Below are 11,995 nucleotides of genomic sequence, written 5' to 3' on the forward strand. Positions count from 1 at the left end.
CCGGCCAAGCTCGCCGTGGTCCAGCGACCAACCCTGCACTAACTTTGACCTTGGACCACCTCGTGGGGGCCGATCAGGCTTCGGCACCGTGTCGACGGGTCCCCAGGACAGGCCAAACGGGGCTTCCTGAGCATGGGTTCCGTGAAGGCAGCCGAGCCAAAGCAGGGCCGACAGGGCGCTGCGTCTCATCGTCGTCTCTCCCTCCGTTGATCCGCGACGTCCCTGCACATCGTCGCTGGCGCGTGACTGAACCATGGATTGCGATCTCGAGCGGCGCTTCCGGACCGAGCATGAGACCCCCGCGGGAATACCCAGAGATCATCGATGTTGGGCTCGAGGACGACCGTGCGCAACCATTCCTTGCAGCGCTGGTTCTCTCGTCGCTATCGCCGGGTTCAGGGCGAGACGGTGTTCTCATCGGCCTCGAACGGTGCCGGACTTGCGCCGAGCGCTGCCGGAAGATGGCCGCCTAACGCGAGACGCTCGTCGAGCGTCTCCCGTCACACCATGTGTCAGCCGTCTCAGAGCGAGGAGATACGTCATGATCGATGCAAGCCAGATCAAAGAGCACATGGAGGTCAAGGCGTCCGATGGGCACCATGTCGGCACCGTCGATCACATGCAGGGATCCGATCAGATCAAGCTGACCCGGAACGATCCGGCTGCGCAAGGCGCACATCACCTCATCCCGCTCGCCTGGGTCGAGCGCGTCGACGCGCATGTGCACCTCAGCAGGTCGAGCCAAGAGGTCATGGCGCAGTGGCAGAGCCAAGGCTGAGACTGACCGCTCCTTGCTCCTCTAGCGGCTAGAGGTTCTAGGCTGCCGGGGAGCAGGAGGATCTCATGACGGGACACAGTGCGGACGCCGCGCGCAAGAACGGTACGACCTTCACCTGGAAGGTCGAGGGGATGGATTGCGCCAGCTGCGTCGGCAAGATCCAAACGGCGTTGGCCAGGTTGCCGGGCGTCAGCGACGTCAGGGCTTCGACGATCACCGAGACCCTGACCGCCACGATCGATCAGACCCAGATCTCCTCAGCGACCGTCGAGAAACGCGTGGCCGGCCTCGGCTACACGCTCACGCGCAAATTGCCGCCATCCCTCACTTCCGGTCCCGAACACGAGCTGCTCGGCCGCCACGATGCGAACGCAGCACACGGCTGTGGTGACCCGGGCTGTGACCAGGACGCGCAGGCACCCCTGACGACGGCACACCAGCATGACGGCGTTCTCGCAAAGCAGGGGCACGCACATGGCGAGAACGCCGGCAGGCCTTGGTGGCAGGCCAGCAAGGGCCGTCTGGTCCTGTTCACCGGCGCCATGCTCGCCCTGGCCTGGATGATCAAGCTCAGCGTTCCCGCGCTGGCCTTCTGGGCATTCGTGGGCGCGACGCTGGTCGGAGTCGCGCCGGTCGCCCAGCGCGCCATCGCGGCCACGCGCGCCGGCATGCCGTTCACGATCGAGATGCTGATGTCGATCGCCGCTGCCGGCGCCCTGTTCATCGGCGCCGCGGAGGAAGGCGCCCTTGTCGTGTTCCTGTTCGCGGTCGGCGAGGTGCTGGAGGGCGTGGCGGCCGACCGAGCCCGCGCCGGCATCCGGGCGCTCGGCGAACTCGTCCCGAAGACAGCGTTGGTCGAGGAGAACGGCATCGCCCGAGACGTGCCGGCCGCGTCGCTCGCGATCGGCCAGACAGTGCTGGTGCGACCGGGCGATCGCATCCCGGCCGACGGCGTCATCCTCTCCGGCACGTCCGGCATCGATGAGTCTCCTGTGACGGGGGAATCCTTCCCGAGCACCAAAGGGGCGGGGGACGGCGTCTTCGCGGGCTCGATCAACCGCGAGGCGGCACTCCGGGTGCGCGTCGCCAAGGCCGCCGAGGACAACACGATCGCGCGCATCATCCGCCTCGTCGAGGAGGCGCAGGAGGCGCGCGCGCCGACGGAGCGCTTCATCGACCGCTTCTCGCGCTGGTACATGCCGCTCATCGTCGGCCTCGCCCTCCTCGTCGTTCTGATGCCGCCGCTCCTGTTCGGGGGGCTTTGGTCGACCTGGGTCTATCGCGGGCTCGCGCTCCTGCTGATCGGCTGCCCGTGCGCGCTCGTGATCTCGGTGCCGGCCTCGATCGCATCGGCCCTGTCGGCCGGGGCGCGCCGCGGCTTGCTGATGAAGGGCGGAGCCGTGATCGAGGCGGCGGCGAAGACGCAGATCATCGCCTTCGACAAGACGGGCACGCTGACCGAGGGAGCGCCGCGGGTGACGGACGTCGCGGTCTATTCCGGCAGCGAGGCTGAGATGCTGCGGCTGGCTGCGGCCGTCGAGACCGGATCGAACCATCCACTCGCCGTCGCGATCGTGGAGTGGGCCAGGACGACGGGCTGCCGGATCCAGCCCGCCGACGGGGTCAGGGCCGTTCCGGGTCAGGGCGTGACCGGCTCGCTCGACGGGCAGGAGATCTTTCTCGGTGCTCCGCGCTTTGCCGAAGGCGGTACGACCTGGCCGGCCGGGGCGAGCGAGCGGAGCGCCGCGCTCGAAGCGGAGGGCAAGACCGTCACGGCGCTCGTGGTGGGCGGCCGTTTGGCGGGGCTGATCGCCCTGCGCGACGAGCCGCGTCCCGACGCGAAGTCGGCTCTCGCAGCCCTACAAGATCTCGGCATCCGTCCGATCATGCTCACGGGCGACAACGCGCGCACCGGTGCGGCGATCGCGGGTGCGCTCGGTCTGGAGTTCCGCGCCGAGCAGATGCCCGACGACAAGGTGGCGGTGATCCGGGCGCTCGGGGTGGGGGGCGGGGTCATGATGGTGGGCGACGGTATCAACGATGCACCGGCGCTGGCGGCGGCGAGCGTGGGGATCGCCATGGGTTCGGGCACCGACGTCGCCCTGGAGACCGCCGACGGCGCGCTCCTGAGGAGCCACACCTACGACGTCGTGGAGATGATCCGCTTGGCGCGGGCCGCCATGGCCAACATCCGCCAGAACATCGCCGTCGCGCTGGGGCTGAAGGCGGTGTTCCTGGTCACGAGCGTGCTCGGGCTGACGGGCTTGTGGATCGCCATCCTGGCCGATACGGGGGCTACCGTGATCGTCACCGCGAACGCGCTGCGCCTGCTCGGGTTCTTCGGTTCCGGCGGCACGTCGGGCGGGGGCGACACGGCGCAGCCGAGCGAGGCTCTCGAGCCCGCGGCGGCGTGAGCGCACGTCCCTGCCCCGCAGGCCTGGCTCATCGCTGGAGGAGCGGCGGCTGGGCCGGTTCGCTGCCCGAGGAGCGCCGGCGCCGCGGCGGGCCATCGGGCCGTGAGGCGTCAGGGTGTCGACGCATCTTCTTACTCCACCGCCCGCGTCGCCGGGACGCTGTGATCGTCCGCTCAGGAAAGAGGAACCGGAATGGGTGCAGGGCATGATCATGGAGCAACCCTCGGCGGCTCGGCCGCGGGGCGGCACCGCGGGCGCCTGATCTGGGCGCTCGGGCTGACCCTGACCTACATGGCCGCCGAGGTGGTCGGCGGCTTGCTGACCGGCAGCCTCGCGCTCCTGGCCGATGCTGCCCACATGCTCACCGACGCAGGAGGTCTTGCGCTGGCACTCCTGGCGATCCGCTTCGGCGAGCGGCCCGCGACGCCGCAACGGACCTACGGCTACCTGCGCGCGGAGGTGCTCTCGGCGCTGGCCAACGCCGTCGTGCTCCTCGTCCTCACGATCTACATCCTCTACGAGGCGTACCGCCGCTTCGTCGACCCGCCCGAGGTCATCGGCGGCCCGATGCTGGCGGTGGCGGCCGTCGGCCTGGTGGTCAACCTGATCAGCATGCGCCTCCTGTCCGGCGGCTCGTCGGAGAGCCTGAACGTCAAGGGCGCCTACTTCGAGGTGCTCTCCGACATGCTCGGCTCGCTCGGGGTGATCGTGGCGGCAGTGATCGTGATGGTCACGGGCTGGCGGCTGGCCGACCCGATCGTGGGAGCCGGCATCGGCCTGTTCATCGTGCCGCGCACCTGGAGCCTGCTCAGCCAGGTCACCCATATCCTGCTGGAGGGCACCCCGCCCCAGGTCGACGTCGTGCTGCTGGAGCGCCGCTTGGCCGAGATCCCGGGCGTGGCCGGCGTGCACGACCTTCACGTCTGGACCATCACCTCGGGTCTCGACGCGATGAGCGGGCACTTGGTGGTGCCTGGGGCGGGTGACGCCGCCCGCGTGCTGCGTCACGCACGGCAGATCCTGGCGGACGAGTTCAAGGTCGATCACGTTACGATCCAGATCGAAGATGCGGCGCTTCGAACCGAGGAAAAGGCTCTGCACATCTGAGCGGACCTGAGCCGCTCGGCCTCCGCCGCCGATGGTGTGTCCCCGTCGCAATCCAGGAATACGGAACTTCGATGTCAGCTTGGGCCTACACGCTCATCCCAGCCCTCGCGACGGTACTGGGGGCCGCCGTCGCCGCCGTGCGTCAGCCTGGCCCGGCGGTCACCAGCGCCGTCCAGCATCTCGCCGCGGGCGTCCTGTTCGCCGCGGTCGCGGGCGAGATCCTGCCCGACCTCAAGCATCAGCAATCCCCGATCGCGGTGATCGTCGGCGGAGCCCTCGGTGTCGCCCTGATGCTCCTGGTCAAGCGCCTGGGGGAGAAGGCGAAGGGGTCGGTCGGGCTCATCGCGACGGTCGGGATCGACATTCTGATCGACGGCCTGGTCCTCGGCATCGGCTTCGCGGCCGGGGCGAAGCAGGGCCTGCTGCTGACGGGCGCACTCACGCTCGAGGTACTGTTTCTCGGGATCGCGGTCGCCTCCAAGCTGAAGCAAACGAGCGGCTCTGCGGGACGCGTGGTCGGTACGGTGGCCGGTCTCGCGCTCCTGCTGCCGCTGGGTGCGCTCCTGGGCACGCCGGTCGGTGCGCTGCCCGGGCCCTATCTCGCCGGCTTCTTCGCGTTCGCGCTCGTCGCGCTGCTCTATCTCGTCACCGAGGAGCTGCTCGTGGAGGCGCATGCCGTACCCGAGCAACCTTGGACCACCGCGATGTTCTTCATAGGTTTCCTGGGCATGCTGGTGATCGAGGAGATCGCCACTTGAGGTGCGCCGGCTCGCGCAACGGCGATCATGCTGAGGGCTGCCTTCGCCTGTGGGGCGCACCGCATAGTGCTATCGAGAAAGAACCGTCACGCCGATGAAGCTCACGGCCTTCAGCCTCTGGGAGGTGGCATCCCATCTCGTGGATCTCGCGATCGCCTACGCCCTCGCGGCGCCGATCGGGTGGGACCGCGAGCAGGAGGAGCGCTCGGCTGGCATCCGCACCTTTCCCCTCGTCGCGGTCGCCGCCTGCGGCTTCGTGCTGGTCGCGATCCGCGTGCTCGGTGCGGACTCGACGGGCCAGGCCCGCATCCTCGAAGGTGTGATTACGGGTGTTGGCTTCATCGGCGGCGGGGCCATCCTGAAGCATGCCGGGCGTGCCTCCGGCACCGCGACCGCCGCCAGCCTGTGGGCCACGGGCGCGCTCGGGGCGGCAGTGGGCTACGGCCTTTACGACATCGCCGCCATCCTGAGCCTCGTCACCTACCTGACGCTGCGCTACCTCGTGCCGCTGAAGCAGGCTGCCCACCGCGACGGAGGCGACACCAACGGTAGAGGATCCGAAACTGATCCAGAGGAGCCGAACACCGATACGGCCGCGCGTTCGGCGGGCGCCGTTCTGGATCGGGAAGGGGCAGCCGATCCGTCACTTCCCCGCGGGGACGCTCGAGGCGATCCCAGTCCATGACGGGCTTCACCTCGGTCGGAGGGGCGCAGACCTTGTGCTCACTTGCGGTCGATCGTAGATCAGGGCTGAGATGACGAGCCTGCGGCACCTTTGGACAAGCGACCCGGCGCGCCTGCTGCGCACTGCCGTGGCATGCTTGGTAGCCTTCGTGTTCGCCTTCTCCGTCATCAGCTCCGAAACTGCCGCGGCACCCAGCTCCGTTCAGAGCGATGGACTGCTGACGCTCGCGTCGCATCCGGCTCCCGATCATGCAGGATCGGGCGACCCGGCGGATGCGGGCATCCTGCTCCATGCCCACTGCGGCTGTCACCAAGTGATGCGGGCCGAGCCGGTCGCGTTCGAGCCGGTCCGGACAGCTGATCGGATTGCTTATCCGATCCAGACCGAGCCGCTCGCCTCCCGCGCCGCCTCCCCACTCCGCAGACCGCCCCGGGCCTGACCCGTCCCACCGCTACGGTGGACTGTCGCCGCTTGCGCCTTCTTCAGGGGCTGAGCGTTGGAGGTCATGTGGGAACTTGGAAGTGATCGGCCGCGCCTCTGCGCAGCCGGCGCCCAAAGGCCCGGTCGAGGTCAGCGCCATGCGTGCGTTTCTTATTCTGATTGTTCTGGCGGTCGGTGTCGCGATCGGCGGTGCCGTGCCGCGCGTGTCCCAGGTCATCCAGGGGGCTTTGGCGGCGACCGGCCTGATGAAGACCGACCCCCCACCGGAGGGCCCAGCGCAATCCCCGAAGGCGGGGGCGGAAAAACCGGCCGGCGAGAAGGCGGAGGATCACGCCGCCGAGGGGCAGATCAAAATGTCGGCGGAGCAGGCTGCCGCGCAGGAGATCACGACCGCGCCCGTTCAGGGCGGCACGCTCTCGCGGCACCTGATGGCGCCCGGCACGATCACGCCGGACACCGACCGGATCGCGCGTGTGCCGGCGCGGGTTGTGGGAACCGTGGCGGAGATGCTCAAGCGCCTGGGCGACCCCGTGAAGAAGGGCGAGGTCGTCGCCGTCCTCGACAGCCGCGAGGTCGCCGACGCCAAGAGCGAGTACCTCACCGCTCTGGTCAACACCGAGTTGCAGAAGACCAACTACGACCGGCAGCAGGCGCTCTGGGACAAGCGGATCTCCGCCGAGGCCACGTTCCTACAGGCCCGCGCGACCTATTCCGAGACGCAGTTGCGCGTCAACCTTGCCCGCCAGAAACTCTCGGCGCTCGGCCTCAATGCGGATGAGGTTGCGGCAGCGGCCAAGAAGGACGAGACCACCCCGAACCAATCGAGCCTGCGGCGCTACGAGTTGCGCTCGCCGCTGACCGGGCGCGTCGTCGAGCGCAAGGTCGACGTCGGCACGGCGGTGGGCAAGGAGGGTGACCCGGCCGACCTCTACACGGTCGCGGACCTCGCGACGGTCTGGGTCGAGCTCGCGGTGCCGACCACGGATCTGGCCAAGGTCAAGGAGGGCGCGGAGGTTCTGATCGCCGCCCGGGACGAGGATGCGGGCCAGCGGGCGAAGGGCAAAATCATCTTCGTCAGCCCGCTCCTGAACGCAGAGACCCGCTCGGCCCGCGTGATCGCCGCGCTGCCCAACCAGGATTTCAGCTGGCGGCCGGGTACCTTCGTCTCGGCCGAGATCCAGGTCGGCCAGGACAGCGCCAAGGCGAAGGTGCCGCGCGACGCACTCCAGAGCATGGGCGGCGAGAAAGTCGCCTTCGTGCGCAACGCGGACGGCTTCGAGCGGCGCGACGTCAAGACCGGCAAATCGGACGATGAGTCGGTCGAGGTCGTCTCCGGCCTGGAGCCGGGCGAGGAGATCGCAGTCAAGAACACCTTCCTCCTCAAGGCTGAGCTCGGCAAGGGCGAAGCCGAGCACCACGACTGAGACGGGACGCTCGCCATGATCAGTCGCATCCTCGACTTCTCGGTCCACCAGCGCTGGCTCGTGGTGCTGCTGTCGCTGCTCGCCGCCGGCTTCGGTGTGTTCTCGCTGACCAAGCTGCCCATCGACGCGGTGCCGGACATCACCAACAACCAGGTGCAGATCAACACGGTCGCGCCTTCCTACTCACCCGTCGACATCGAGAAGCAGGTCACCTACCCGGTCGAGACCGCGCTGGCCGGCATCAAGGGGCTCGAATACACCCGCTCGCTCTCGCGCAACGGCTTCTCGCAGGTCACCGCCGTCTTCAACGAGAAGCTCGACATCTACTTCGCCCGGCAGCAGGTCGCCGAGCGCCTCAACCAGGTCAAGAGTGACCTGCCGCCAGGCGCCGAGCCGCAGATGGGCCCGGTCTCGACTGGCCTGGGCGAGATCTACATGTGGACAGTGAACTACAAGAAAGCCGGCGAGAAAGCGCCCGTCCTCGACGGCAAGCCGGGCTGGCAATCCGACGGCAGCTACCTGACCCCGGAGGGGCAGCGCCTCACGACCGAGCTGGAGCGGTCCGCTTATCTGCGCACAATCCAGGACTGGATCATCCGCCTGCAGATCAAGACCGTGCCCGGGGTGGCCGGCGTCGATGGCATTGGCGGCTACGAGAAGCAGTACCACGTCCAGCCCGACCCGGCGAAGCTGACCGCCCTCGACCTCTCGTTCGGCGACGTCGCCCGCGCACTCCAGGCCAACAACGCCAACCAGGGCGCCCGCTACCTGGAGGACAACGGCGAGGGCTACGTCGTGCGCGCGGCCGGACGGCTGGAGAGCATGGACGAGATCGCCAACGTCGTCGTCACGACGCGTGGCGGCGTGCCGGTGCGGATCAAGGACATAGCTCAGGTCCGGATCGGGCGGGATCTACGGACCGGCTCGGGCAGCGAGAACGGCCGCGAGGTCGTCGTCGGCACCGCGTTGATGCTGATCGGCGAGAACAGCCGCACCGTCGCCGCCGCCGTCGATGCCAAGATGAACGAGATCCGCAAGTCGCTGCCGCCCGGGGTCGAGGTGCAGACGGTGCTCAACCGCACGCTGCTGGTCGAGGCGACCATCAAGACGGTGGCCCGGAACCTCGCCGAGGGCGCGACGCTCGTCATCGTCATCCTGTTCCTGCTGCTCGGCAACATCCGGGCCGCCATCATCACGGCGCTGGTCATCCCGGTCGCCATGCTGATGACCATGACCGGCATGGTCGAGGCGAAGATCTCGGCGAACCTGATGAGCCTCGGCGCCCTCGATTTCGGGCTGATCGTCGACGGGGCGGTGATCATCGCGGAGAACTCGCTCCGGCACCTGGCGGAAAAACAGCACGAACTCGGCCGCAAGCTGGAACTCGAGGAGCGGCTCGCGACGGTGCGGGCGTCGGCCGAGGAGATGATCAAGCCGTCGCTGTTCGGGCAGGCGATCATCATCCTGGTCTACGTCCCGCTCCTGACCTTCACGGGGGTCGAGGGCAAGATGTTCGAGCCGATGGCGCTGACCGTGATCATCGCGCTGGTCTCGGCCTTCATCCTGTCGCTGACCTTCGTCCCGGCGATGATCGCCATCGTGATCACCGGCAAGGTCACCGAGACGGACAACCTCATCATCCGGGGGTTCAAGGCGGCGTATCGCCCGGCCCTGGTCGGGGCCGTGCGGGCCCCGATGGCGTTCATCCTAGGCTCGCTCCTGCTGCTGGCCGGGGCCGGCGTGTTGTTCACCCGGCTCGGCGCGGAGTTCATCCCGACGCTCGACGAGAAGAGCATCGCCATGAACGCGCTGCGGATCCCCTCGACCTCGCTGTCGCAATCCCAGGCGATGCAGCTCAAGATCGAGCAGGCGGTGAGTAAGTTCCCGCAGGTGGCCTACGTGTTCTCGAAGACCGGTACCGCCGAGGTTGCCTCCGACCCGATGCCGCAGAACTCCTCGGACACCTTCGTGATCCTCAAACCCCAGGAGGAGTGGCCGGACCCGGAATTGTCCAAGACCGAGCTGCAGGAGCAGATCGAGAAAGCCGCCGGCGCCTTGGCCGGCAACGTGTTCGAGTTCTCCCAGCCGATCCAGCTGCGCTTCAACGAGCTTCTGGCCGGCACCCGCGGCGATCTCGCCGTGAAGGTGTTTGGCGAGGAGTTCGAGCCGATGCTCAAGGTGGCCAACCAGATCGCGGCCATCTTGAAGGGGACGGCGGGAGCCGAGGACGTCAAGGTCGAGCAGACGCAGGGCCTGCCGTTCCTGGAGATCAAGATCAACAAGGCGGAGGCCGCGCGGCTAGGCCTGAGCACCGGGGCCATCCAGGAGGTCATCGGGGCGGCGATCGGCGGCAAGGATGCCGGCGTGGTGTTCGAGGGCGACCGGCGCTTTCCCATCGTCGTACGCCTGACCGACAAGGTCCGGGAGGATCGCGAGGCGCTGGAGAACTTGCCCGTCGCGCTGCCGCCCGGCCCGAACGGGCGCTCGGCCTCCGTGCTCCTGAAGCAGGTGGCGAGCTTCGAGGTGACGGAGGGGCCGAACCAGATCAGCCGCGAGAACGGCAAGCGCCGTGTCGTGGTCACCGCCAACGTGCGCGGCCGGGACATCGGTTCGCTCGTGGCCGAGGCGCAGGCGAAGGTCGCGAGCCAAGTCCAGCTGCCCCCGGGCTATTACATCGCCTGGGGCGGTCAGTTCGAGAACCTGGCCTCGGCCCGGCAGCGTCTGATGGTCGTCGTGCCGGTGTGCTTCTTCCTGATCTTCCTGCTGCTGTACTCGGCGCTGGGCTCGCCCCGGGACGCGCTGCTGGTGTTCAGCGCGGTGCCGCTGGCGCTCACCGGCGGCATCGCGGCGCTGTGGCTGCGCGGCATGCCGTTCTCGGTGCCGGCGGCGGTCGGGTTCATCGCGCTCTCCGGCGTGGCGGTGCTGAACGGCCTCGTGATGCTGACCTTCATCAAGCAACTCATCGCTGAGGGGCGCCCCCGGCGCGAGGCGATCCTGGAGGGCGCCATGACCCGCTTGCGACCGGTGGCGATGACGGCGCTCGTGGCCTCACTCGGCTTCGTGCCCATGGCGTTGGCCACCGAGACTGGGGCGGAGATCCAGCGGCCCCTGGCGACCGTCGTCATCGGCGGCCTGATCAGCGCCACCCTGCTCACGCTCATCGTGCTGCCGGCGCTCTACGCCCGCTTCGGCGGCAAGGATCTGCCGAAATCTTCCGTGCAGGCGAGGAAGGAAGCCGAGGGACGCGCCTTTCCGCCCCTGCGACCTGCCGCGGAGTAGGGGCGCCCATGTCGCCTCGCGGCTTTCAACCTCAAAGAGGATCGGAAGCCGATCCAAAGGGCAGGCAGGCTCGCAACCTGGCACGCCAACGTCACGTCGCGTGACGTTCACGAACCATTCTTCATCGATGTAAGGGGCCGGATAGCCAGCGCGACGTCTGCCTCACGCCACCGATTTTTTTCTTTGCCGATGGGGATGCTAAAGATGCAGGCTGGCAAGTGCGCGACAAGCGTCTCGGATGCGGAGAGTCGAGCCGATCTCATACACACCGAGGTGCCGGCGAGCCGGCGAGTCCGCAGCCGATGGCTCTCGAGTGCATTCCGCATGCTGGTCGATGCCTGCCTTCTGGACGACCCAAAATGGTACGCGCCCCTGGCGGAAGCCCTCGCCCCGAGGCCCGGTGAGCGCATTCTCGACTGCGGCCCTGGAAGTGCTCTGCGCGCCTTGTATTGCGCCGACCGCTTCCCAGACTCACAGTTTGTTGCGGTCGAGTTCAACCGACGTCGGATCACGAAGGCGTTCAAGCGCGCATCCAGCATGAATTTGTCCAACTATAAAGCTATGACGTTCGAAGATGCGAGGCGCACACCGTTCGGCGCAGGTTCTTTCGACAAGGCGCTGCTGGTTCTCAACCTGCATGGTCTTGCGCCGGAGGATAAGACGAAAAATCTGCGGGAGCTTCGGCGGATCCTCCGGCGAGGCGGTATCGTCTTGGCGGCCGACATCGACCAACCGAAGGCCTCGCGGGAAGACGTGATCTTACGGCTCACCCAGCTGTTCTATGGCGCGGAGGCAACCAAGTCCCACACGTCGGGGACGTGGCCGAAATACCTGACGGAGGCGGGCTTTACCGGAGTGCGTCGCTTGTCGGAGCATCCAATCTGGATCGGCCGGATGGCCCTGATCCGCAGCCGGAAGCAGTGAGCTCGCTCCATTGAACCGCGCTGGGCTTACCGCCACTGGAATTACGTGGTGGCTGCGGCGCGATAATCGGCTTTCCGGGCAGGTATGGCGTTGAGCGTGACGAGGCGTTTGCGCCCTGTGGCTGTCAGTGGCGCCTTCGGCTTTCCTGCCGGTTGAAGGCGCGGACGGAAGTCGCGGAAGACGAA

General features: G+C 67.8%; 8 protein-coding genes. All 8 read left to right on the forward strand.

Going from position 1 to position 11,995, the window contains the following annotated elements; all coding sequences use genetic code 11:
- The first annotated feature begins 541 nt into the window (after window positions 1–541).
- The 8 genes from LGR69_RS30270 (at window position 542) to LGR69_RS30305 (ending at window position 11,810) form a co-directional block, all read left to right on the forward strand.
- On the forward strand, window positions 542–778 hold the full coding sequence (locus LGR69_RS30270; RefSeq protein WP_230368355.1) for a DUF2171 domain-containing protein: 237 nt from the start codon (window positions 542–544) through the stop codon (window positions 776–778).
- A 65-nt stretch (window positions 779–843) separates the two neighbouring features.
- Complete coding sequence (locus LGR69_RS30275) at window positions 844–3,192, forward strand: heavy metal translocating P-type ATPase (protein ID WP_230368357.1); 2,349 nt, start codon at window positions 844–846, stop codon at window positions 3,190–3,192.
- Window positions 3,193–3,384: 192 nt separating this feature from the next.
- Window positions 3,385–4,299, forward strand: a complete 915-nt coding sequence (locus LGR69_RS30280) for a cation diffusion facilitator family transporter (protein ID WP_053622018.1) — start codon at window positions 3,385–3,387, stop codon at window positions 4,297–4,299.
- A 71-nt stretch (window positions 4,300–4,370) separates the two neighbouring features.
- Window positions 4,371–5,057 (forward strand): ZIP family metal transporter, encoded by a 687-nt coding sequence (locus LGR69_RS30285; RefSeq protein WP_053622017.1) that lies wholly within the window; start codon window positions 4,371–4,373, stop codon window positions 5,055–5,057.
- A gap of 94 nt (window positions 5,058–5,151) precedes the next feature.
- Window positions 5,152–5,742 carry an MgtC/SapB family protein gene (locus tag LGR69_RS30290; RefSeq protein WP_083461061.1) on the forward strand — a complete coding sequence of 197 codons (591 nt, stop codon included), beginning with the start codon at window positions 5,152–5,154 and terminating at the stop codon, window positions 5,740–5,742.
- Window positions 5,743–6,320: 578 nt separating this feature from the next.
- On the forward strand, window positions 6,321–7,607 hold the full coding sequence (locus LGR69_RS30295; protein WP_230368359.1) for an efflux RND transporter periplasmic adaptor subunit: 1,287 nt from the start codon (window positions 6,321–6,323) through the stop codon (window positions 7,605–7,607).
- Between the two features lie 15 nt (window positions 7,608–7,622).
- The gene (locus LGR69_RS30300; protein WP_053608599.1) at window positions 7,623–10,886 is read left to right on the forward strand and encodes an efflux RND transporter permease subunit; all 3,264 of its coding nucleotides are present in this window, start codon (window positions 7,623–7,625) and stop codon (window positions 10,884–10,886) included.
- A 324-nt stretch (window positions 10,887–11,210) separates the two neighbouring features.
- A complete protein-coding gene (locus tag LGR69_RS30305) occupies window positions 11,211–11,810 on the forward strand; it encodes a class I SAM-dependent methyltransferase (RefSeq protein WP_163006281.1) in 600 nt (199 codons plus the stop codon).
- Window positions 11,811–11,995 lie beyond the last annotated feature (185 nt).

It is taken from the genome of Methylobacterium brachiatum (genome assembly GCF_020523825.1).
In the GTDB taxonomy this organism is placed as follows: Bacteria; Pseudomonadota; Alphaproteobacteria; order Rhizobiales; family Beijerinckiaceae; genus Methylobacterium; species Methylobacterium brachiatum.

What these genes read in the sequence shown, in the direction of transcription:
- LGR69_RS30285 (WP_053622017.1), top strand. Translation starts at nt 4,371, where the DNA reads ATGTCAGCTTGGGCCTACACGCTCATCCCAGCCCTCGCGACGGTACTG.
- LGR69_RS30300 (WP_053608599.1), top strand. Translation starts at nt 7,623, where the DNA reads ATGATCAGTCGCATCCTCGACTTCTCGGTCCACCAGCGCTGGCTCGTG.
- LGR69_RS30280 (WP_053622018.1), top strand. Translation starts at nt 3,385, where the DNA reads ATGGGTGCAGGGCATGATCATGGAGCAACCCTCGGCGGCTCGGCCGCG.
- LGR69_RS30270 (WP_230368355.1), top strand. Translation starts at nt 542, where the DNA reads ATGATCGATGCAAGCCAGATCAAAGAGCACATGGAGGTCAAGGCGTCC.
- LGR69_RS30290 (WP_083461061.1), top strand. Translation starts at nt 5,152, where the DNA reads ATGAAGCTCACGGCCTTCAGCCTCTGGGAGGTGGCATCCCATCTCGTG.
- LGR69_RS30275 (WP_230368357.1), top strand. Translation starts at nt 844, where the DNA reads ATGACGGGACACAGTGCGGACGCCGCGCGCAAGAACGGTACGACCTTC.
- LGR69_RS30305 (WP_163006281.1), top strand. Translation starts at nt 11,211, where the DNA reads ATGCTGGTCGATGCCTGCCTTCTGGACGACCCAAAATGGTACGCGCCC.
- LGR69_RS30295 (WP_230368359.1), top strand. Translation starts at nt 6,321, where the DNA reads ATGCGTGCGTTTCTTATTCTGATTGTTCTGGCGGTCGGTGTCGCGATC.